Source organism: Picosynechococcus sp. PCC 7002 (assembly GCF_963860125.1).
Lineage (GTDB): Bacteria > Cyanobacteriota > Cyanobacteriia > Cyanobacteriales > MRBY01 > MRBY01.
In genome coordinates this window covers 1159686-1180849 of sequence record NZ_CAWLFA010000001.1, presented here as the reverse complement: position 1 = coordinate 1180849, position 21164 = coordinate 1159686, and the positions used below count along the sequence as shown (strand labels likewise).

22 protein-coding genes are annotated in these 21164 nt (G+C 45.8%); 14 read left to right on the top strand and 8 right to left on the bottom strand.

The window, feature by feature from the left end; translation table 11 throughout:
- Positions 1-12: 12 nt before the first annotated feature.
- Positions 13-1110, bottom strand: coding sequence for a 3-dehydroquinate synthase (gene aroB, locus AACQ84_RS05830; RefSeq protein WP_012306769.1), 1098 nt, complete (start codon positions 1108-1110; stop codon positions 13-15).
- Positions 1111-1213: 103 nt separating this feature from the next.
- On the bottom strand, positions 1214-1783 hold the full coding sequence (locus AACQ84_RS05825; protein WP_012306768.1) for a DUF4333 domain-containing protein: 570 nt from the start codon (positions 1781-1783) through the stop codon (positions 1214-1216).
- Between the two features lie 301 nt (positions 1784-2084).
- Between AACQ84_RS05825 and AACQ84_RS05820 the strand changes: the two genes are divergently transcribed.
- The gene (locus AACQ84_RS05820) at positions 2085-3269 is read left to right on the top strand and encodes an MFS transporter (protein ID WP_012306767.1); all 1185 of its coding nucleotides are present in this window, start codon (positions 2085-2087) and stop codon (positions 3267-3269) included.
- Here the strand turns inward: AACQ84_RS05820 and AACQ84_RS05815 are convergent, their stop codons facing one another.
- The 3 genes from AACQ84_RS05815 to AACQ84_RS16375 form a co-directional block, all read right to left on the bottom strand.
- Positions 3270-3743, bottom strand: coding sequence for an NAD(P)H-quinone oxidoreductase subunit N (locus AACQ84_RS05815; RefSeq protein WP_012306766.1), 474 nt, complete (start codon positions 3741-3743; stop codon positions 3270-3272). It abuts the gene before it with no gap.
- 137 nt (positions 3744-3880) lie between these two features.
- The gene (locus AACQ84_RS05810; RefSeq protein WP_012306765.1) at positions 3881-5422 is read right to left on the bottom strand and encodes a sodium:solute symporter; all 1542 of its coding nucleotides are present in this window, start codon (positions 5420-5422) and stop codon (positions 3881-3883) included.
- 132 nt (positions 5423-5554) lie between these two features.
- Positions 5555-5704 carry a phage integrase N-terminal SAM-like domain-containing protein gene (locus AACQ84_RS16375; RefSeq protein WP_200807557.1) on the bottom strand — a complete coding sequence of 50 codons (150 nt, stop codon included), beginning with the start codon at positions 5702-5704 and terminating at the stop codon, positions 5555-5557.
- Between the two features lie 239 nt (positions 5705-5943).
- Here AACQ84_RS16375 and AACQ84_RS05805 point away from each other — a divergent pair, with 239 nt between their 5' ends.
- From AACQ84_RS05805 to sppA, 12 genes are all read left to right on the top strand, one after another.
- Positions 5944-6687, top strand: coding sequence for an FkbM family methyltransferase (locus AACQ84_RS05805; RefSeq protein ID WP_012306764.1), 744 nt, complete (start codon positions 5944-5946; stop codon positions 6685-6687).
- Between the two features lie 42 nt (positions 6688-6729).
- Complete coding sequence (locus AACQ84_RS05800) at positions 6730-8043, top strand: radical SAM protein (protein WP_012306763.1); 1314 nt, start codon at positions 6730-6732, stop codon at positions 8041-8043.
- A 29-nt stretch (positions 8044-8072) separates the two neighbouring features.
- Positions 8073-9203 (top strand): hypothetical protein, encoded by a 1131-nt coding sequence (locus tag AACQ84_RS05795; RefSeq protein WP_143589357.1) that lies wholly within the window; start codon positions 8073-8075, stop codon positions 9201-9203.
- Between the two features lie 29 nt (positions 9204-9232).
- The gene (locus AACQ84_RS05790) at positions 9233-10228 is read left to right on the top strand and encodes a phosphotransferase family protein (RefSeq protein ID WP_041443429.1); all 996 of its coding nucleotides are present in this window, start codon (positions 9233-9235) and stop codon (positions 10226-10228) included.
- 85 nt (positions 10229-10313) lie between these two features.
- The gene (locus tag AACQ84_RS05785; protein WP_159449822.1) at positions 10314-11384 is read left to right on the top strand and encodes a glycosyltransferase family 61 protein; all 1071 of its coding nucleotides are present in this window, start codon (positions 10314-10316) and stop codon (positions 11382-11384) included.
- A 116-nt stretch (positions 11385-11500) separates the two neighbouring features.
- Positions 11501-11830 carry a hypothetical protein gene (locus AACQ84_RS05780; RefSeq protein WP_041443428.1) on the top strand — a complete coding sequence of 110 codons (330 nt, stop codon included), beginning with the start codon at positions 11501-11503 and terminating at the stop codon, positions 11828-11830.
- Between the two features lie 88 nt (positions 11831-11918).
- Positions 11919-12215 (top strand): SPASM domain-containing protein, encoded by a 297-nt coding sequence (locus AACQ84_RS16370; RefSeq protein WP_012306758.1) that lies wholly within the window; start codon positions 11919-11921, stop codon positions 12213-12215.
- Between the two features lie 3 nt (positions 12216-12218).
- Positions 12219-12716, top strand: a complete 498-nt coding sequence (locus AACQ84_RS05775; RefSeq protein WP_012306757.1) for an AAA family ATPase — start codon at positions 12219-12221, stop codon at positions 12714-12716.
- A 294-nt stretch (positions 12717-13010) separates the two neighbouring features.
- Positions 13011-13403, top strand: coding sequence for a hypothetical protein (locus AACQ84_RS05770; protein WP_041443426.1), 393 nt, complete (start codon positions 13011-13013; stop codon positions 13401-13403).
- A gap of 89 nt (positions 13404-13492) precedes the next feature.
- Entirely contained in the window at positions 13493-14257 is a 765-nt protein-coding gene (locus tag AACQ84_RS05765; RefSeq protein WP_012306756.1) for an endonuclease NucS domain-containing protein, read from the top strand.
- A 179-nt stretch (positions 14258-14436) separates the two neighbouring features.
- Complete coding sequence (fni, locus tag AACQ84_RS05760) at positions 14437-15465, top strand: type 2 isopentenyl-diphosphate Delta-isomerase (protein ID WP_012306755.1); 1029 nt, start codon at positions 14437-14439, stop codon at positions 15463-15465.
- 37 nt (positions 15466-15502) lie between these two features.
- Entirely contained in the window at positions 15503-17287 is a 1785-nt protein-coding gene (sppA, locus tag AACQ84_RS05755; RefSeq protein ID WP_012306754.1) for a signal peptide peptidase SppA, read from the top strand.
- Here sppA and argJ read toward each other — a convergent pair.
- The gene (gene argJ / locus AACQ84_RS05750) at positions 17284-18528 is read right to left on the bottom strand and encodes a bifunctional ornithine acetyltransferase/N-acetylglutamate synthase (RefSeq protein WP_012306753.1); all 1245 of its coding nucleotides are present in this window, start codon (positions 18526-18528) and stop codon (positions 17284-17286) included. The two genes, sppA and argJ, sit on opposite strands and share 4 nt — an antisense overlap.
- A gap of 112 nt (positions 18529-18640) precedes the next feature.
- Complete coding sequence (locus AACQ84_RS05745) at positions 18641-19807, bottom strand: DUF58 domain-containing protein (protein WP_012306752.1); 1167 nt, start codon at positions 19805-19807, stop codon at positions 18641-18643.
- A gap of 24 nt (positions 19808-19831) precedes the next feature.
- On the opposite strand from AACQ84_RS05745, the gene AACQ84_RS05740 reads away from it, so the two are divergent.
- Complete coding sequence (locus tag AACQ84_RS05740) at positions 19832-20440, top strand: GIY-YIG nuclease family protein (RefSeq protein ID WP_234991419.1); 609 nt, start codon at positions 19832-19834, stop codon at positions 20438-20440.
- A gap of 122 nt (positions 20441-20562) precedes the next feature.
- Here AACQ84_RS05740 and AACQ84_RS05735 read toward each other — a convergent pair whose 3' ends face one another.
- On the bottom strand, positions 20563-21027 hold the full coding sequence (locus AACQ84_RS05735) for a hypothetical protein (protein ID WP_041443423.1): 465 nt from the start codon (positions 21025-21027) through the stop codon (positions 20563-20565).
- Positions 21028-21164 lie beyond the last annotated feature (137 nt).

Sequence of the window (21164 nt, the reverse complement as noted above, 5' to 3'; positions counted from 1 at the left end):
CCCCCTAAATTTCTAGCAGAGGGCGGGTGCTAAAACGTCGGTGATCAGGTCGGCGCTGACTTGATCGGTGATTAAGACCTCCCCAATTTTGGTCGGGAGGACAAACCGCACTTTCCCCGACTTCACTTTTTTATCGCTCTGGAGGGTCTCCAGAATCGCTTCAATCGCTAAATTATTGGGGCATTCGGTGGGAAGACCCGCTTTTTTAATCAAGGCATCTTGGCGTTGGGTCTCAGCCGTCGTCCAGAGATTCATCCGGGTGGCGATCGCCCCTGCCAGGGCCATCCCAATGGCAACCCCTTCCCCATGGACAAAGGTTTCGTAGTGGGTCAAACTTTCGACGGCATGACCGAGGGTGTGGCCGTAGTTCAAAATGGCCCGCAAACCCGATTCCCGCTCATCTTGACTGACGACTTCTGCCTTCGCCCGGCAAGAACGTTCGAGGATGAGATCCAGCAAATCGGGGTCAATGGTTGCGTAGCTATCAATCTGCTCAGCGGCTTCGAGTTTCGTAAAGAGATCGGCGTCCCAAATCACACCGTACTTAATCACTTCCGCCATGCCCGCCCGGAATTCTCGCACCGGCAAAGTCTTGAGTACCGTCGGGTCGATGAGGACAAATTTCGGCTGGTAGAACGCCCCGATTAAATTCTTGCCTTGGGGATGATTGACCCCTGTTTTACCGCCAACGGACGCATCGACCATCGCCAATAGAGTTGTGGGCACCTGCACAAAGTTAATGCCCCGGAGCCAGGTGGCCGCTGCAAACCCAGTCATGTCGCCGATCACACCACCCCCAAGGGCGAGCAGTGTCGAGGAGCGTTCAAGGCGATTTTTAAAGGCTGTGTCGTAAATTTTTTCGATGGAGGCCAGATTTTTATATTGTTCTCCAGCAGGGATTAGGTGGGTATCAACGCTAAAGCCAGCGGCCTGGAGAGAATTCACCACCGTTTCGCCGTAGTGGCCGTAAATTTCCGGGTTGGAGACGATTAAGACCTTCTGACCCAAGTCGAGGGGACGGAGAAAAGTCCCGATTTGTTGGAGGCTTTCTTTGGCGATCGCAATATCGTAGCTATTTTCTCCCAGTTCTACCCGCGTTGTTGCGTCCATAATGCTTTGAGGTTGCTTGCTGCTAAAAAACTCAATGGTTAAGTGGGTATTTTACAAGGTGGCGATCGCCTTTTGGGGCACTCTGGAAATCCCGAAGCCCAATTTATTGCAGTCGCCACACCACATTGCCCGCATCATCCTCAGCGGTTACTGCCACAGAAGCCGAATTACCAGAGTTATCCGTGGCTGTGCAGTTAAAACTTTCGCCGGTGAGCAAGATCCGATAGGGAGCACCGCAATCGATGGTCGCTTCGACGTTCAGTTGTTCAGCGATACCCTGGGCGATTTGTGTTTCTAAAGTCTCACTGGAGATTAATCCCCGGAGATTTGCGAGGCCCTCATCGGCACTCCAGTTAACATTACCCTCGTCATCACTTTGGGTGACTTGAATGGCGAGGGTCTGACCTCCTTCCAAAGCGGCCTCACAGCTAAACACATTGCCCGCTTCGATGGCTTTATCTTCAGGGCAAGTCACTGCTGTCGTCGCCAATCCCGTTTGGGTGGTAAGTCCTTGGGAGATTTCTGTTTCGAGTTTTTCAGCATCGAGGGTTCTGTTCCCGAAACCAAAGGATAAGCCCTCGACGGAAAAAGAACAGCCAGCGAGGGTCAGCACCGCTAGGGGCGCAATGGCACGTAGCAACGGCTGTAACAAAGGATTTGTGACACGAACCATAATCAATCAGTTCAAGAAATCGACAATAAAGAGCGGTGAATCTCCAGGAACCTCAAATACATTGCCTTTTTGGGGGCGGTCTCAACCGATCGAAAAACGTTTGCTTAGGGTAAGATTTGAATTTTTTGAGGTCTTTTGCAGCACCTTGAAATATTTGTCATTGTAGTGACGATTTATGCTTGACAGTCGTTGCTTATTGTTTCTTAATCGCCGGCGGGTACAAGGGCTGAGCGATTGAGGCGAGCAATATCAATCGGAGTTTCGCAACACCTAGTAAAACCAATGGTGTCTTTAACAAAACATGGGGTATTTAAAGCCAGCAGAACTGATCACAAAAAATTTAACAACCCTCTGGCTTCTCAAGGGCCTTGAATCTGCTTGGTTTCCAATTCCGGTCATCGTGCTGTTTTACGAATCCCAGGGTTTATCCATTGCCCAGGCGGTGTTACTCAAGGCGATTTTGTCGGCGGCGATCTTTGTGGGGGAAATTCCGTCGGGTTATTTTGCCGATCAATTTGGCCGCAAAAATAGTCTCGTGCTGGGGGCGAGTTTGTGGTTGGTGGGTTGGCTGATTTATTGCACCCAAGGGAGTTTTAGCTGGTTTGCCTGGGCCGAAATCTTGACAGGGCTTGGCGGTAGTTTAATCTCTGGAGCCGATAGTGCGATCGCCTACGATAGTTTGCTTGCCCTGAATCGAACCGAAAAATATGCAGCCTGGGAAGGAAAAGGAGTCGCAATCATGGGTATTACAGAAGCGGTCTGTGGTCTCATGGGAGCTTGGGTCGCCCAGTGGGATCTGCGCTATCCGTTTTATTTGCAAACTCTCTGCATTGGCGCTTATCTGGGGTTGGCATTGACGCTCCGGGAACCGCCCCAGCAACACCCAGAAAAAACACCGGGCTGGCGTACTTTGTTGCCGCAGATTCGGGCAATTTTTCAGGAAAGGCGATCGCTCCGGTGGCTGCTGCTCTTTTCGGCATCCTTAAGTTGCGGTTCTTTTTTAGTGGTGTGGGTTTCCCAGGAATATCTTGTAGACCGGGGTCTGGGTTTGACCCAACTGGGCTGGTCTTGGTTACTATTCCACGGGGCAATGGCCCTTATTTCTTGGCGCGTTCACACTTTCGTCCGCTGGTTTTCCTACCGCCGCTTATTTGCGCTGCTGCCCGGATGTATGGCGATCGCCTACATTGCGATGGGCCTGATTGAAAACCTCTGGGGGATTCTATTAATTGTCGTTATTTATCTTGTGCGGGGCTGCAACACACCGTTGGTCTTGAGCTATCTCAATGAGCGAATTCCCTCGAACCTACGGGCAACCCTGATTTCCCTGAATAGCTTTGCGTTTCGGTTGCTGTTTATCGGGCTGGCGGCGATCGCCAATGGGGCAACGTGGCTTTGGGGGCTTAACGGCAGCTTAATTGTTGTCGGCATTGTGGTGGGCGTAACTTCTTTGTACGGTTATTTAAAATTACGCCCGGCTCTCTAACTAAACCAAGAGGTCAGCCAGGGGCTTAAAGGAAAATTGGCGATCGCCACCCATTTCCACGACCACTTTAATCTGAGGATTGTCTTGGGTCAGGCTCACAAGGTATTCCTGTTCCTGGCGAGAAAGCACAAACCCTTCAATGATCCAGAGAATAATCCCTTTGCTCTTTTGGGGGAGATTTTCCAATTGGTAGCTCGCAATTCCCGGCACATAATACCGGAGACCCACCGCCGCGCCACTGCCAGCAATATCTTTTTTACCCAGGTGGGGGGGGCGAATCCCGTGGTATTGCGTTAAATAGGCCGCCACATCTCCCAAACCCCGCGCCGTCAAATTGACCACTGAATAACCAGAGCAACGTAAACGACGCACATAGCGGCCTTCAAAACCACCCTCAAGGGGAGCATAGACTGCAACTGCGCCAGACTTTTCTACGGTGCGAATGAAGCTTTTGCCGGTGGTCAGAAGTGCCATGGTTTTACGATCTTGAGATGGATTGAACTTGCCAAAAAATTATATCGGATTCCCCTGGCCCCTGTCGTTAAACTTTTAAGCGGAGCCGTGGTGCAACGCGCCATTTGACCCTACTCTCAGCCTATCGATACAAATGCCTAATAATCCTCATAGCGAGAAACATCTTCCTCTAGGCCCGGTCTTCCTAGGGGTTTAGTCCCTTGGGTTTGGCTCCAGAGGGTGAGCCCCTGTAGCGATCGCCGGGGCGGAATTTGACCCAGCAGGGAGATCCCATAGCCCAGCAAAATCCCCAGGGGAGCCGTGATCGCCGACCGCCAAATACCAGGGAAGGTCAGCCATTCCGCATTCGAGCCAATAATCACCAAAATGACTGCGGCCACCGTTCCATAAAAAGCGCCCGTACCGTTGACCCGAGGACACAAAACCCCCATCAAGAAAATACCGAGCAATGGCCCCAGGAACATGGTGGTATAGCTCACCAGAAATTCCAGTAGATCTTTCCCCGTTGAGGCCACATAAAACGCCGCCCCAATACCCACTAAGCCCCAAATCACGATCAGGATCTGTGCAATGCGTAGAGATTGTTTTTCGCTGGCTTTAGGTTGACGGTAGCGGTCATAGAAATCGACGGTAATGCAAGTCGCGAGGGAATGGAGGGCCGAGTCAATGGAAGACATCGCTGCTGCAAAAATCGCGGCTACCAAAAAGCCAGACGCCCCTGGGGGTACTTGATTGATAATGAAGTGGGACAAAATACCGTCGGCGGGCACTTCGGTGGGCAACCCCCCATTGATGTTGTAAAACCCAAACAGCAGCACCCCTAGTAAAAGCGTGGCCGCTACCCCCACAAGACCGGAAAACCAACCGAGTAAAATCGCTTTGCGGGCTGAAGTTTCGTCGGCGCAGGAAACATAACGCTGTACAGATTGCTGATTGGTGCCAGCTACGGCAAAAGCAAGGATCCCGTAGGCAAAGAGGGCTGTCGGTAAAGACCGGATGGAGCCTGGATCCCAGGAAAAATTAAAGACTGCAAGCTTATCATTGGCCGCCGCCACTTGCCATAGCTCCCCAAAACCGCCAGGAACCCCATTCACGGCAGTCCAGATCCCTGCACCAATCCCGACAAAAATCATCGCAAACTGCAACACATCTGTCCAAACGACGGCGGTAATGCCCCCAGCGACGGTGTAGACAATCGAGACGAGCCCTACGAGCAGAATGGCGATGCTAATGGGTATATCCGTCACCGTGGCGACCACGAGGGAAGCGGCATAGAGCAATCCCCCTAGCCGGGCAATGACAAAGAGCAAAAAGCAGAGGGAGCCGAGGGAACGGGTTTTAGCATCGAAGCGTTTTTCGAGGTACTCGTAGGCGGTAGTGAGGTTCAGCCGCACAAAAAATGGGAGGAGCAGGGCGATCACGAGGCCATAGCCAAGGAGATCGCCTAGTTGGAGTTGGAGGTATAGAAAGCCATTGGTATAGCCTTCCCCTGGCCCCCCCAAGAGTGAGGCAGCAGAAAAGGAAGTGGCGATGATCGAAAAGGCGATCGCCCACCAGGGGATTTGCCGTGCACCCCGAAAATATTCGTCCGTATTGGTTTGTTTGCGGCTGGCGATGACGCCGATGGCAATGACAATCAAGCCATAGATCGCCACAATCGCCCAGTCAATTACACCCATTGTTGTTGCACCTCACAATTCGTTAGTCAGCCCCATGACGGGGGAGCCAAGCAGACTTGAACCATTGTATTGATTGGTTGCCTTGGCTCTATGTTCTTGTAACAAAATATTTTTTAGGGACGAGAATCCTCTCTAGTCGGCCTTGGTAATGCTGTTCGACGCTGGATAAACCAACCAAAGGCCGCACTGGTGATAACGCAGATACCGCCGAATCCAGTCCAAATAACTCTGATCGGTACGGTAGGAGTAATGTTCGAGACGAATAGACCTCACATACCCCATCTAACAACTTCCGCAGTGGGGCTGGTGTCATTGTCACGTAGGATTTTAGAATCTGTATATCGCCTCTAATAAAGATGCTATGCGGACTCATTCTGCTTAACACCCCATTTTCGGCTGTTTATGCAGAAACTTTCCATATAAAAGTAACAGAGAGAATTTTATACGGAAATCATCCGTATAATCACTAGTTAGGCCCACGAAATAAATAACTGTTCATTGACATAGGGAAATGCACTCCGATGATTCTCAATACCGAGGAATATCCTATATCAATAGGAAATGAGATCAAATACACTAAGGAAGTTTATGACTGCTTACAGTTGCTAAGGTTAAGAACTATATTGAAAGAATATGAGGTAAACCTTATTCTAGATGTTGGCGCAAATGAAGGTCAATTTGCTTCGGTTTTACGAGATATCGGCTACGTAGGGACAATCATCTCCTTTGAGCCATTATCCAAGGAGTATCGGTTATTGAGCCAAGCCGCTAGTAAAGACTCAAATTGGTATACTTATAATTTGGCTTTAGGCAAACAGAATAAAGAGCAAATATTACATGTTTCAGACAAGTCTACATTCTCTTCATTTCTGTTATCGAATTCTTTGTGTGAACAAAGATTTGGCAAAGAATCTATAGGTGACAAAAATGAAGTCGTTTCAGTTCGTAGATTAGACAATTTTCTCGTTGAAGTTGTAAAAAATATAGATAAAATGAGAATATACCTCAAAATGGATACTCAAGGTTACGATCTAGAAGTATTTTCTGGTGCTGGCACTCTGCTCAAAAACATAGTCGCGTTGCAAAGCGAGGTTTCTGTTGTTCCGATTTATCATAGTATGCCTGATATGTTATATAGTATCTCGCTCTTTCAAGAGGCTGGATTTAGTTTGTCGGGCATGTACCCTGTCACTTATGTAAAACCTACTCTTCAAGTAATTGAATTTGATTGCTTGATGGTCAAAGCTGACACTAAGATTTCATGAATCGTAATTGTACAATTGGTACAATTGGGAGGAATATTTATCGTGTCCAACTCATCTCTTTCATTCAGTGAAGTTTCTAAAGTAGATAAACTTGTCCTTTTTATTCAGAATCAGCTCAAAGGTTTTCAAGAAGTTAAAAGTGGGAAGAGAGATGATTGGGGGGAAGACTCAATTAAAATAGTTTTTCACAGAAAAAATTTTTCTGAGTTTCTATTGGGAAACGTAAACAAGATCATTCCAATAACTTTTGAAATGTGGCCTAGCCTATCATGCGATGCTAGATGTCCGAAGTGTACATACAGAATTAATAAGGCAAGATACGAAGATGATAAAAATGCTTCGTTAACAACATTTGCCAATACCTCGGATTACCTTCGATTGATTTCAATGCTTTCAGATGGGGGAGTAAGGTCTGTTACATTAACTGGAGGAGGAGAACCACTTTTGAATCCCGACTTTGGAAAAATAATAAAGCATGTTAAAAAGTGCGGCATGAGTTGGGGAATGTTTACACATGGCTTGCATTTAAAAGGCGAAGTAGTTAATGAGATATTAGACAATCCACCACGATTTATTAGGGTCAGCCTGAATTCAAGCTCTCCTATTACTCATCATGCAGAGTATAGAATAGGTGAAGATGCGTATTTTCAAGTAATTAATAATGTCGTTAAGTTCGCTACCAAATCTAAGGAGATTCCATCATCTGTAGGTGTAGGATACGCTATCGATCCGGTGATCTCCGATAGTGAGTTATTGGAAATTGGGCAAGCTTTAGACGTTTTGTATAGTAGAACTAATGGCGGCTTAAAATATGCCAGTTTCCGGCCAAAAGTTGTTTATTACAATAACGATACAACTCCAAAATACAACCAGTTTAGATATGAGCAGTTTGCCCTTTTACCTCAACGTGTAAAAGATATTGTAGTACCTTTCCTTACAAAAGGAAACGGAATTCGCATTGATCTAAAACATCACTTATTTCATAACATTTCTGAACGGAAAATTTTCAATAGAGCTTTAGGTTTAAGCTGGGCTTCTCAAGTAGATCACCGAGGAGTAGGGTATTTGCTTAATGAGTTGAACGGAAGTCCTTGGTCCCTAGCTTCGTATGGTAATTTTCTCAGTAAAAAAAGCTTCGAGAGTACTTGGTACTCTGAATCAAGGCTTATGTTAACTGAACAATATCAAAATGGCGACTTGTCATTACCTCTAAATATAAAAACGTCTCACGTTGAACATTTACTCAACCAAATACTCGATCAGTTTGGACTGTTTTCCACAGCAGAAGTTGAGGAGTTTTGGAAAAAAATCAATTTGGATAGTTATTACAAGCCAAGCAATTGGGATTTTCTTTGACTCATTTTTTTGTGTTCTTATTGTCTGTTATGCAAGATCAGTTTCCTATGAAAAAAATAGCTTTTGTAGTTGCACCATATGGTTTTGGCCCTACAGCTAAGACTATAGCTATTACTCAACAAATAATCAGGTTGTCCAAAATACCAAAGATAGTATTTATAAGCCAAGGTCCTGCCACTGAGATTGCGGAAGGAATTAATTTATTTTCTGAGGTTTGGAATATTGATTTCTACAATAGCCATGCTTTATGCTGTATTTCTGATGACTGTGATGTTTTGGTTTTTGTCAATACTTCGAGACATATTCTACGGTTATCATCATTTGCTTCAAAGAAACTCTACTTTGTAGACACCCTCGCTTGGGTACGCGACAAGCCGATTCAGTGCATGCATTTGTTAGATGCTTATTTTGCTCAAGAGTTTTTTGGATATGAGGTTTCTAAGCAAATAAAAAATCGTTCCAACTATATACCTACTGGGATAATCTCACAGTATATAAATGACCAAAGTACGAGATCAATCGATGATGGCTATTCTAAGAGATCTGTTGTTCATTTAGGAGGCTTTTTTTCCCCAGCAATGCTAAAAGATTCTGATATTTACTTTTTGAATATGGTATTAATAATGTTGAAGGAAATAGAGCATTTTTTTGACCTAATATTGCCACCATATATGTTGCCAAAAGCTTCAATGATTCCTGAAAATGTCAATTGTATTTCATGTTCTCCTGATGAAGTGCCTAGAATCCTACTTGATGGGTTTATCTCACTTACAACTTCTGGAATTGAGCATACATATGAAAGTATTTTATTAAATAAGCCAACTATGTTCTTGCCCCCATTTAATATGACTCAGTATTTACAGTTAGTCCATCTTAATAGAATTTTTCCAGGATCAGTAAGATTCGATTTTAGTAGTCAATTTGAAAGTATTAGCTCTAACAATTTAGACACTTCGACTTTCAGAATTCAGTCCATGGGAGTTGATGGTATTTGGGAGAAACAGTTTAATCAATTGAAAGCTTTTCTTCAAAAAAAATTTAAGTCCTCAGATTTTAAATTTTTAAAGGTTATACATGATATTCAATCAGAGATGATACGGAATATTCCTAGAGATGGAGCCCAAGTAATTACCAGTAAAGTTTTGGATTTAGATTTCTAAATTTTATTCGCATATTTGGTATTGATGTGATGAGCATAGAATTTTCAAACAGGCTGGGTTTAATTAGTGAATTACAACTACAGGCTGCATTGGCTCACTTTAATCTTGGGGATTTTATTAAAGCCGAACCAATCTTATTTGGTAATTTCAGACAGAATCTCTATTTAACAAGTACAAAAGGAGAGTATGTTCTACGCGGCGTTCCCCATACCCCTTGGCAATTTGAACATGAAAAATTTTTTTATAAGTTACTTTTTGAAAAAACCAAAGTACCTGTTCCTTTACCTTTTTTAATAGATTATTCTGATGATATTTTCGGATGGAGCTACGTAATTATGCCCAGAATTAAAGGGCTTAATTTATCTGATCCAAAGGTCAAAAATAAGTTAACTGAAAATGATTTAGAAGAAATTTCAAAAGCAATGGGTGAAAACCTTATTTTAATGCAGGAGTTATATTGGGATTTTCCTGGCCATTATGATCCAAAACTTAAGTCGATCAAAAAACTAAATAAAAAATATCAAGAATGGATATTTTATCAAATTTATTATTATCTCGATCTTTCAATAAGATATTCCAAGATCACTCATGTTGATATTCTATGGGTTGATAATTTATTAAAGCAAGGTATAAAAGCAATGCAATATCCATTTAAACCTTGTTTTGTCATGCAAGATTATAAAGAAGATAATGTTGTTTTAGAGAAGAGTAATGATTGTTGGAAAGTAGCAGGTATATTTGATCTAGTAGATGCATATTTTGGCGATGGAGAGACTGACTTGTCCAGAAATATGGCAATTTACCTAGATAAAAATCCTAACTTAATTAACGCCTTTTTTAGAACTTATGCTGCTAAAAGGAAACTACGTCCAGGATTTGAGAGAAGATTTCCTATTTATATGTTAAAGGATCGTTTAATGGTCTGGGAATTTGTTCATAGAGAAAAAAAGGTATGGTGGCAAGGTTCACCATCTCTCCATGAATGGGCAGAACGCTATACGTCAATAAAACTACCCAATATATAGGCAATCATAGATGAAAATATTTTTCCTGGATTTAATCAAAGTTGTAGATAAGAGCTTTCACTCTTTCTTTAAGAATGCTCTATCTATGATTTATGCTCCGACTAAAATTTTAGACTACAAAAACTGTAGTGATTATATTCAAACATTCTCTGTGAACCTTGATAAAAATGAATATTTAGTTGTAAGTATTAATGGTGGTCGAGTGTTTACAGATCGTCTTACAAATATTACTTTTATTTCACGAAAATACTTGTGTCCCTGTGTATCATGGCAATATTTGGGTACTTATTTGTCAAGTAACGGTTTAGAGAGAAAAATTTTATCAGATCATGAGAACTTCGTTCTCAACAGAAAGATTTTAATTGATTGCTTCCCAACAAAAATAAATAGTACTGTTATTAGTCTACTTACAGGTGGAGCTGCCAACAATAATTATTTTCATTGGCTTTTTGACACTCTACCTAGAATATACATGGTAAAAGTAGCTATTGATAAACTAGATGATCATGTGAAATATTTGATCCCAGAAGACACTCAGCCTTTTCAGCGAGAATCACTCGAAGCAATTGGTATACCTTCGAGTTTACGAATTACAAGTAAGGTACATAGGCATGTTTGTGCAATTAAGATTATTGCTACAACTCATCCTCATCCTAATATTGATGAGGTTCAGTCTTGGGTTGTGAAGTTTCTTAGGAAGTCTTTTCTCAAATTGTCAGCAAATAGTCAGAAAGTAGATTTGATATATATCAGTCGAACTGATAGTCTTCATGTGCGAAAACTTCTAAATGAAGATTATTTCTTTAAACTTCTTAAGCCTATTGGTTTCCAAATTTATAGATTATCTAAGTTAACATTTTCCGAACAAGTTTCTTTGTTTTCTAACGCTAAAATGATAGTTGGAGTTCATGGGGCGGGTCTAGCAAATTTAGTGTTTTCACCAAGTCAGACAGTGGTTTATGAGCTTTTTTCAACGTGTTATCAACCATCAATGTATGAGAGGTTATCTGAACTTGTAGGACTCGACTACCGAAAGATTGTCTGCCAAGCAAATGAAAACTATGGGAGTGAACAAAAAACTAGTTTTTACATAGCAGAAAATGATATATATGCTATTGTTAAATCTGCCCAAAAAATTATAGGAAAGCAAAAATAATCAAAATGTTTACGTTAATGCCTCGTTATATTGAGATAGAGACATCTCGCTACTGTAATCGTTCATGTTTATGGTGTCCTAATTCCGTAATACGTGATCGGCATCAACAGGAACTTATGGAGTGGTCTCTTTATGCTGATTTGATTGGACAGCTAACTGAAGTGGATTATGACGGCTGGCTAGCATTTCATAATTACAATGAACCACTTGCTAATCCTCGCTTAAAACAAGAAATTTCTTTTGCTAAAGGTAGTTTACCCAGTGTTAAGTTAGCAATTTACACTAATGGAGACTTGTTTAATGAGAAAATCTATGAATACCTATGCTCAATTGAAGTTTCAGAAATTCGTATTACACGTTATCCTAATTCACATGATCTACAACAGCCAGAAAAGCATGATTTAAATCAACTTATGGGAATGGCTAGAGAAAAAAGACTTTCTTAAAAATCTTGATTGGAAATATGTCGCGGCTCGTCAAGGAGATACTCTTGAATGCTATTTTCCCGTAAAAATCAGGATTATTGCTCCAAATGTGAACAATTATTATGATCGTGGGGGTATTATTTCTCACCTATCCGCAAAAAAAAGAAGTAAGCCCTGCAAGTTAACTAGTCACTCTTTATCTGTAGATTATTTAGGCAATGTAAAAATGTGCTGCAATATTCTATCCAGTAATCCTGAACACTCTCCGTATATTATTGGTAATGTTTATAAAGATCGGCTTTTGGCTATCTGGAATAATGATTTTTTTCAAAAGGTCAGAGAGTTTCATATGTCTTGTAACTGGTCTGAAACTACAATCTGTGAATCTTGTATTCAGGATATTTAATGTATGAAGCGCTTTTTAATTGGTGCTCCAGCTAGTGGTAAAAGCACGATAGGTAGCATTATTGCCAAGGGTAGTGATTATTGTCATACATCGATTGACTGTTTTGTACACTTAGTATACAGCTACTCCGTTGTGAATCGTCCAATGTTGGATTCAGAAATTGATGAGGCTCTACATAAGCTATTGCTTTTCTCTGGTAAAAATCTAATTTATGAGTTTTCCTATCATGATTATCATAAGTTATTTGGGAAACCTTATCTGCTGTTTAGTGAAGAAGATAGAGTTGTAATTGTAACTGCTCCTCTTGAAATTTGTCTGCAAAGAAATAGGTCTAGAGCAAATACTATTCCTGAAAAATACTTGATACGTTGTTGGCACAGTACAAATCAGATTTTTGAGCGATTTTTGAGTTTATCTTTATGCAATTTCATTGTTGTGAACACCTCTATTGAGTCGCAAAATGCATGTGCACAGATTGCAAGAAGCTTTTTTGATGCATAAAAGCCCACGCTACCCATACTTTTTGGTTATATGTTATCAATCAAGCAGAAATGTGTTCACATAACCTCATAAGCTGAGTTTCTTAGCAAAAGTTCTTTGTTCTTTGAAACAAGATTTATAGTCTGTTCGGTTGTTTGCGAAACCTGTTATTCGCAGGCATGTGCGAGCCTAACAATTCGCTGCACCGGAACGCCGCAAGCTGATCGGTTAGTTGCAAAGGTTGTCTGCGTCCGGTGAGCGTGACCGTTAGGCCGCGTGAGCCAACACAATGAATAGCTTGCAAAGGAGCCAAGAATGTTTGCTACACTTGTCGGCACAAATAGACAAACCAACGACCACATCGATTTGCTAAGCCAGCTTATCCCTATCGCAAAGGATCTAGGGTTCGAACCGCCTGACTTGGAACACGAAGCTGTTGCTGATCAAGGCAGTCTTGCAGGTTGGTCTTCGGAATTGCGTGGACCGTCTTCCAATACCTGTGAGTTCTTTTTGGCGGTTACTGCTCCGAATGTACCAGGGATGTCACCCATTCACCCGTTTCGTAAGACTTTTAATGGGCCAATGTTCGCCGTCGTAGTTAACGATGGCTGGTTCCTCGTTTCGCGTTCGGATCACGGTGATGTTACGGAATTCAAAACGAACTCAGATGTGGTCGATGCATTTGCAAACTATTTGGAAAAACTCTAATCGTTGTGCGCAGAACGTTAGGTGTCTCAGGTTATCGGTGAGGCAGTACCCCTTAAAATCGTCTTCGAGATAGTCGAGAGATCTCAAGCATGGCAATTTACGATAAACCAGTTAGATTTTTGATGAAGGATATGGTCGATGCCTTTGGTTTACAAAACGGACAGAGTTTCGTTAGGCAGCAGGCAATCGATTGGTTTGTACAGCATTATCCGAAGATCAAGAAGGGTACTATCACAGCTCACTTAATTCGCTTATCGGTCAACGCACCGAGCAGACTGCATTACTCCCCAAAAGTTGGTGAAGATGATTTTTTCTTCCAAATCGATAGCAACCATTTTCGCTTATATGATGCCAAGCAAGATCCATTGCCCATTCACAGCGTAACGAGTGCTGCACAACGTCAAGACTCAGAAGTTTTAGACGAAGAAATAAACCTGGGAATTTCGACAGAGTTTGCCTATGAATCAGACTTGCGTGATTATCTAGCCGAAAACCTGCAAGTTATTGAACCAGGGTTGAGGCTATATGAGGAAGAAGGAATAACAGGTGTTGAGTTTCCTGTTGGGGGACGTTTCATTGATATTCTTGCAGTGGATTGCAATGATAATTTTGTAGTTATTGAGCTTAAAGTATCTCGTGGCTATGATCGTGTAATCGGTCAACTATTGCGCTACATGGCATGGATACAGAAAAATCAAGCAGAGCCAGAGCAGAAAGTTAGAGGTATTATCGTAGCCAGGGAAATCAGTGAAGATTTGATACTCGCTTGCTCTCTGATGCCTAATGTTGAGTTATTTGAGTATGAGTTATCACTCGCCCTCAAGCAGGTTCATCCAGTTAGCAGCGACACCTAATGCCGTTGTATGGCGATCGCCACAAAAAAATAACCTGTCTCATAGATCTAGAGCCTTTGATCCATCAGCGAAGCCAAGCCCATCGCCTTGAAAGTTTGAAATATTGCAATCCATTGACGAATGCCGAGAACCCAGAGGGGATTCTGTACAATTTGGGGAGCTTAAACCTTACCTAACCCATGACTGACAGCACCCAAGTTCGCAAAGCCGACCATATCCGCATCTGTCTCGAAGAAGATGTCCAATTTCGCCACAATCGCGCCGGTTTTGAACGGTACCGTTTTGAGCACTGCTGTCTGCCTGAATTAGACTGCGCCGACATTGATTTGAATACCTCCTTTTTAGGGAAGCGCCTCGGTGCACCGATTCTGATTTCTTCGATGACCGGAGGGACAGCCCAGGCCCAGCAGATTAACTTTCGCTTGGCAGAAGTTGCCCAAACCCATCGGCTCGCCATGGGGGTTGGTTCTCAACGGGTCGCCCTCGAGAAACCAGAGGTGGCGGCTACTTTTGCAGTCCGTCAAAAAGCCCCAGATGCTCTCCTGTTTGCGAATATTGGCGCAGTGCAACTCAATTATGGGTATGGCGTAGAGGAATGCCGCAAAATTGTTGATTTGCTCGAAGCTGATGCGCTAATTCTCCATCTCAACCCCCTCCAGGAATGTATCCAACCCCAGGGGGACACGAATTTTAAGGGGCTATTGGACAAAATTGAACAGGTCTGTCACCAACTGCCCGTGCCTGTGATCGCCAAAGAAGTAGGCAATGGGATCTCCGTCAAAATGGTGCAACGCCTCCGGGAAGTGGGGGTACAAATCATTGATGTGGCTGGGGCGGGCGGCACCTCCTGGGCGAAGGTAGAAGCGGCGCGATCGCCAAACCAACTCTTGCGCAATCTGGGGCAAACCTTCGGGGACTGGGGAATTCCTACGGCGGACTGTCTGGCGGCGATCGCCCATTACGATCCCGAAATTCCCCTCATTGCTTCCGGGGGCCTGCGGAACGGTTTAGATGGGGCCAAGGCGATCGCCCTGGGAGCTGACCTCGTGGGCTATGCCCAACCCTTTCTCAAGGCGGCGAGTGAATCCCCAGAGGCTTTGGCCGAGTGGGTCGAACTGCTGCTATTGGAATTGCGGACAGTGTTGTTTTGTACGGGTAATGCTAATTTTCAGCAACTGCAACGGGCGAATTGCCTGCACAAGTTCTAAGGTAAAAACTAAGACCTCTTTCCCGAATGCCTCAACCATGAAAGATTTTTTTAAACAGGTTTTTAGCAGTTGCCTCGGTACCCTGATTGCCCTCAGCCTTCTATCGACCCTCTCTCTGTCAGCGTTTATTGCCCTGATTGCCCTCTTCTCTGCCCAGGAAGGCGGTGGCAGGCCCAAGGAAAACAGTATTTTGATCTTCAATATGGGCACGATCATCCAAGACCGAGATCCCTCTAGTTCCATTGGGAATGTCATTGCCGGGGATTTTCCCGAAACCCTCAGTCTGCGGGATGTCACTGAAAGTATCCGCGCTGCCGCCGAGGATGACAAAATTACGGGACTCTTCCTCGATGGTCGGCAAAATAGCTTGAACGGTTATGCCACGCTGCGAGAAGTGCGCCAAGCTCTCCAGGACTTTAAAGCCGCCGGGAAGAAAATCTATGCCTACGATGTGGAAATGACGGAGCGGGAATATTACCTGAGTTCCTTGGCCGATGAAATTTGGCTCAATCCCCTGGGGGTTGTGGAAATGAACGGTTTGGGTAGTGAGCAGCTTTTCTTTAAGGGAGCCCTGGATCAATATGGGATCGGGGTGCAGGTGGTGCGGGTCGGTGATTATAAAAGTGCTGTAGAACCCTTTACTCAAGAGGAATTCAGTCCTGAAAATCGCCAACAAACCGAGGCTCTGCTCAGTGATCTCTGGACAGATTTTAAAGATACGGTGGCTGGCGATCGCCCCTTTGCCGCAACCTTGCCCCAGAGCCTGGCCGACACCCAGGGGATTCTTTTGCCAGAGGTGGCCCAACAGGAGCAATTGGTGACGCGCCTGGCCTATTTTGATGAAATTCTGGCGGAGCTTAAGACCTTTACGGGGACAGAACTTGACAAAGATTTACCCCAGATGGATCTGGCCGATTACAGTCTGGAACAGGATTTAGCCCAGATCGGAGTCACCTCAGAAAATACCGTGGCGGTGGTCTATGCCGAGGGTAATATCGTCGGTGGGGAAGGGACGCCGGACACCATTGGCGGGGATTCCCTCTCGCGACAACTGCGGGAGTTGCGCCAGGATCCTGAGGTCAAAGTCGTTGTGCTGCGTATCAATAGTCCTGGGGGTAGTGCGATCGCCTCAGAAATTATCCTGCGGGAACTAAAACTGATCCGCGAGGCAGACAAACCCGTGATTGTTTCCATGGGGGATCTGGCGGCTTCTGGGGGCTATTGGATTGCCACCGAAAGCGATCGCATTTTTGCCCAGCCCAATACCATTACTGGCTCGATTGGGGTGTTTGGCATTTTGCCCAATATCCAAACCATTGGGAATAATAATGGCCTCACCTGGGATAGCGTCCAAACGGGAGAACTGGCGAATTTAGGCACGGCGTCTCGCCCGAAAACCGAAGCAGAAATGGCGATTTTTCAAAATTTTGTCAATGATATTTACGGCAAATTTTTAGACCGGGTCAGTGCGGCGCGGGGTCTTACGGAAGCTGAGGTGCGCCAAATTGCCCAGGGACGGGTCTGGTCTGGGGAAGATGCCCAGGCGATTCGGCTCGTGGATGAGTTGGGGGGGCTATCGGCGGCGATCGCCTATGCCGTGGACACCGCAGAATTAGGGGAAGATTTCACTGTTCAAGAATATCCCCGACCCCAAACTTGGGAAGAAGAAATTTTTAGTAATCTATTTGGGGCTCAGATCGAAGCGAGCGATCCCCTCTCCCAAGAATGGCTCCGGCTCCAGGCCAGTATCAAACTGTGGCGATCGCTCAATGATCCCAAGCAGGTCTATGCCCTCATGCCCTGGCAACCCCAGATCGATTAGGTCGTATATTCGGCGTTAATGCGCACATAGTCATAGCTGAGGTCACAGCCCCAGGCCGTACCTTTACCAGAACCATTGCCCACACAAACAGCAATCAACACCGTATCGTCTGTGAGATAGGCTCCGGCAGCACGATCCACGAGGTATTGACTGGCTGCTGCCCGATCAAAAGAAAGAGGTTGCCCCTGATCCATGAGTTGAAAATCCCCCAGGGAAATTTGCAGCTCTTCTTGGTTAAAGGTCACCCCAGCCCGGCCAGCGGCGGCGGCGATGCGCCCCCAGTTAGGATCTCGCCCAAAAATCGCTGATTTCACCAAAGATGATCCAGCAATGGTGCGGGCAATTTTCCGGGCCGCTTGATCATCTACGGTGCCAGACACTTGAATTTCCATTAAACAGGTGGCCCCTTCCCCATCTCTGGCGATGCACTTGGCGAGATACTGGCACACTTCCGTGAGCATCGCCTCTAGTTGTTGGGCACTTTTGGACTGGGGATCGGTGATCGCCGTGGTGCGGGACTGACCATTGGCCAGGGCAATGACGCAATCGTTGGTGCTGGTGTCGCCATCGACGGTGATTTGGTTAAAACTTTTGGCCACGGCCCGGCTCAACATCCCTTGCCACAGTGGTGTCAAAACCGCCGCATCACAGGTGATAAAGCCCAGCATTGTTGCCATGTCGGGGTGGATCATCCCGGAGCCTTTACAAATGCCGCCGATCCGCACAGGCCGCCCTTCAATTTCTGTTTCCAGGGCGATCGCCTTTGGCACAAGATCCGTGGTCATAATCGCCTGGGCCGCTGCATCGCCCCCCTCTGGGGAAAGGGCAAATACCACCTGGGGAATTCCCGTTTCTAGGGCAGCCATTTTGATCCGTTGACCGATCACCCCTGTGGAGGCCAGCAAAATACTTTCTGGAGGAACATTGAGGGCTTCCCCTAACCACTGGGCCGACTGGATCGCATCTTGCCAACCGGCTTCCCCCGTGGCGGCATTGGCTTGCCCGGAGTTACACAAAATCGCCCGACTGCTGGGTTTTTCCTGGAGGCGTTGACGGCAATAATCGACACAGGCGGCGCGCACTTCTGATTTGGTAAACACCCCGGCGGTAATCGCTTCGGTATCAGAAACAATCAGCGCCAGGTCTGGTGCCCCCGAAGGTTTGAGTCCGGCGGTGATCCCTGCGGCCCGGAAGCCCTTGGGAGCCGTCACACTGCCAGAAATTTTGTGCCAATTTGCCATGGTTTTCGTCAACGCTAGATGGGTTGCAAGCCATTATACAGGGGGGCTTGGGGATTTTTTTGCGGTAATTGTGGAGAATTGCTCACGCTGCCCTGGTTTGCTTGGGATTACCCTAGGATAAAAGGCGATCGCTTTGCCGTTGTAACTGTTGGGGTAGGGGATCGATGGGATTAATGATGAGACCCGGACAATGGCCCCCGGTCACCGTTTGTTCAGGCGCTCCTTGGAAAAAGAGCCAGCGGTTGCCGGGGTTTAGCTCCAGGAGCGTTTGGGGGTTTTGGGTTAACCATAACAATGAACCTTCCGGGCGGGATAGAGACGTATTTTCTCCTAATGGCTCAGGATTAATCCGGGCCAGGGCTTCGAGGATCGTCGCGCGGCTGTTGAGCAGACCACTCTGGGCTGTCCAAAATTTCACATTCAGTTGCGATCGCCGGGCATAAAAATAGAGAGAAGCCGCTGCACTGGCCGCCTGTTCAAAGCTATCGGCCTCCCAAGCAAAATGATGATCCAAGCAAATAATCAGTTCTTCGCCGCCCGTGGTAATTTCTAGCTCCCGTACCTTAAATTCCCCAAAGCGGGCACTGCTGCGCCAGTGGATCAACCGCATTGGGTCGCCCATCCGGTAGTTCCGAATCGCCTTCGTCATCCCTTCGGTGGCGTTTTGATAGAGATTTTCACTCTGAAATTTGGTGCTGTCTTCGCTGCCGATGTGGTCAATGATCGGGCAACTACTCAGGGGAAAAATTTGCGGATAAACCACAACCCGGCCCGGTACTGAACGCCGCCGCCGACACCAAAACAAGCCCAAGGGGTTTGCGGTGCGCAACTCGACTCCCTCCCACTGAAATACACCACGTTTTTGGGCATCTAGCTCGTAGACCCAATCTAAACTTTCCTGGGGTGAGAGGGTTTCTAGGACTGTCCGCCGGGGTGCCCCCAAGCCAGACGAAATTTGATCTGTGACAGCAATGAGGGTTTTGGCGTTTTTACTGTCATTGGTCAGGGTTAGATGAATGCTTAAAACTTCCCCAACGCTAACCGGGGCCGTGGGCGATCGCCGAATTTCAAGTTGCCTCAAGGCTCGCACTGGCAGGATTGCCCCTAAACATAAAATGGCGAGGATCGTACCGCTGAGGACATATAACCAGCCCGCCATCGTATTTGTGGCGGCCCCAAAAAAACAGAGGGCAATGACAAATAAAATACCACCCCCATAGGCGGGAGCGACCCAACGTCGTTCGAGGCTGAGGTAAAAATTATGCTGCGGTTGTGCCATAGGTTGAAGAGAAAACCATTAAGGATGTTTACGATCGCCGCTCTCCAGGGGACGGCCTTACCTAGGATCAATAGTAATGCCCCTTTCCATTGTTCCCAATTGTCTATGTCTTTGCCCAAACTCGCTGAGTTAGACTTTTTGCCCTACATCGATGCTGATGGGGCGATCGCCCCGACCCTGGGGGGCAAGATTGGCCTCTATGGGATCTTCGATGGGAGCCAGACCCTCTGCTATGTTGGTTATTCCCGTGATGTGTCCAAAAGCTTACAACAGCACCTTATTCGTTGTCCGGAACAATGCCATTGGGTGAAAATTTTCCAGTGCGATCGCCCCAGCCGGACTCTCCTAGAGGAAATGCGGGCTGCTTGGTTAACAGAAAATGGCACCATCCCCCCCGGCAACGGCGAGGCAGAATCCCTCTGGACGCAACCCATCGACATTAAAGAAGATTTGCCCCCAGCAGCACGGGAAGCCCTCCAGCAGAGCACCGAATTAGATATGGTCAAACACCTGAAAAACTATGCTCGCCAACGGGAAGCAACTATCAAAGAATACCTAATCGGGCGGGGCCTCAAAATTGACCTCCGCTTTCAGCCGAAGCTCAAGGAACAGGGGCTCCTAGACCTGAAATAATGACGGCTACAACTGCGGAAGAATATAGCGATCAAGAATTGTGGGTAGTGCTGTTTAAGTATTCAATATTGACATCACACCGGAAGTAATGGGTCCCACAAGTTAAATACTCACTTTTGGATTTATTGTGTCAAAGGACAGCCCTGATCACGGGTGAGGGAAACAACACTATGGCGAGAATAGGGTTCTTCCCCAGAACTTTTGACAATGTCTAATTTGACTTTCAAAGCGCTCATCTGGGGATGGTCTGCAAAAATAGATTCGGCTAAATTCCGGTTCATAATTTCCCAGTAATCTGTTTCGTTGGGGTATTCCCGCAGAAAACGCTCAATTTCAGCGGCGAGGGGCACAAAATTGATGTAGTTTGACCGCTGGGCCGTGGGTTGGTCAACGTAGCGAAAATCGACAGCGATATTGAGAATTGCCCAATCTTGGTGCTCAATGGCATAGTCATCGATGGTGAAGCCAAAACTTTCTTCCCGCAGCAGGCAGGGATCAATGGGCGTGGCGATCGCCGCTGGCATAGGGAGGATCAATAACGAGGCCAGAACAAGGATTAGAAATTTTTTCGAGGGAGAAAGCAACATTATTTCAAGGAATGGGAAATGAGAAAGCTGTGATCATACAACTACCGGAATTCGAGGGGGGCGATCACCTTGTAGGACTTTAGGGGAAAATGGCTGAGGTGAGGTCGGGATAGGGAACACAACGATGGAACAACGTG

Excerpts from the sequence above, each read along its gene's own strand:
- AACQ84_RS05780 (WP_041443428.1), top strand. The coding sequence starts at position 11,501 with ATGGAGTGGTCTCTTTATGCTGATTTGATTGGACAGCTAACTGAAGTG.
- AACQ84_RS05825 (WP_012306768.1), bottom strand. The coding sequence starts at position 1,783 with ATGGTTCGTGTCACAAATCCTTTGTTACAGCCGTTGCTACGTGCCATT.
- sppA (WP_012306754.1), top strand. The coding sequence starts at position 15,503 with ATGAAAGATTTTTTTAAACAGGTTTTTAGCAGTTGCCTCGGTACCCTG.
- AACQ84_RS16375 (WP_200807557.1), bottom strand. The coding sequence starts at position 5,704 with ATGGGGTATGTGAGGTCTATTCGTCTCGAACATTACTCCTACCGTACC.
- AACQ84_RS05810 (WP_012306765.1), bottom strand. The coding sequence starts at position 5,422 with ATGGGTGTAATTGACTGGGCGATTGTGGCGATCTATGGCTTGATTGTC.
- argJ (WP_012306753.1), bottom strand. The coding sequence starts at position 18,528 with ATGGCAAATTGGCACAAAATTTCTGGCAGTGTGACGGCTCCCAAGGGC.
- AACQ84_RS05775 (WP_012306757.1), top strand. The coding sequence starts at position 12,219 with ATGAAGCGCTTTTTAATTGGTGCTCCAGCTAGTGGTAAAAGCACGATA.
- AACQ84_RS05770 (WP_041443426.1), top strand. The coding sequence starts at position 13,011 with ATGTTTGCTACACTTGTCGGCACAAATAGACAAACCAACGACCACATC.
- aroB (WP_012306769.1), bottom strand. The coding sequence starts at position 1,110 with ATGGACGCAACAACGCGGGTAGAACTGGGAGAAAATAGCTACGATATT.
- AACQ84_RS05820 (WP_012306767.1), top strand. The coding sequence starts at position 2,085 with ATGGGGTATTTAAAGCCAGCAGAACTGATCACAAAAAATTTAACAACC.
- AACQ84_RS05795 (WP_143589357.1), top strand. The coding sequence starts at position 8,073 with ATGCAAGATCAGTTTCCTATGAAAAAAATAGCTTTTGTAGTTGCACCA.
- fni (WP_012306755.1), top strand. The coding sequence starts at position 14,437 with ATGACTGACAGCACCCAAGTTCGCAAAGCCGACCATATCCGCATCTGT.
- AACQ84_RS05765 (WP_012306756.1), top strand. The coding sequence starts at position 13,493 with ATGGCAATTTACGATAAACCAGTTAGATTTTTGATGAAGGATATGGTC.
- AACQ84_RS05785 (WP_159449822.1), top strand. The coding sequence starts at position 10,314 with ATGATTTATGCTCCGACTAAAATTTTAGACTACAAAAACTGTAGTGAT.
- AACQ84_RS05740 (WP_234991419.1), top strand. The coding sequence starts at position 19,832 with ATGTTTACGATCGCCGCTCTCCAGGGGACGGCCTTACCTAGGATCAAT.
- AACQ84_RS05790 (WP_041443429.1), top strand. The coding sequence starts at position 9,233 with ATGAGCATAGAATTTTCAAACAGGCTGGGTTTAATTAGTGAATTACAA.
- AACQ84_RS05815 (WP_012306766.1), bottom strand. The coding sequence starts at position 3,743 with ATGGCACTTCTGACCACCGGCAAAAGCTTCATTCGCACCGTAGAAAAG.
- AACQ84_RS05805 (WP_012306764.1), top strand. The coding sequence starts at position 5,944 with ATGATTCTCAATACCGAGGAATATCCTATATCAATAGGAAATGAGATC.
- AACQ84_RS05735 (WP_041443423.1), bottom strand. The coding sequence starts at position 21,027 with ATGTTGCTTTCTCCCTCGAAAAAATTTCTAATCCTTGTTCTGGCCTCG.
- AACQ84_RS05745 (WP_012306752.1), bottom strand. The coding sequence starts at position 19,807 with ATGGCACAACCGCAGCATAATTTTTACCTCAGCCTCGAACGACGTTGG.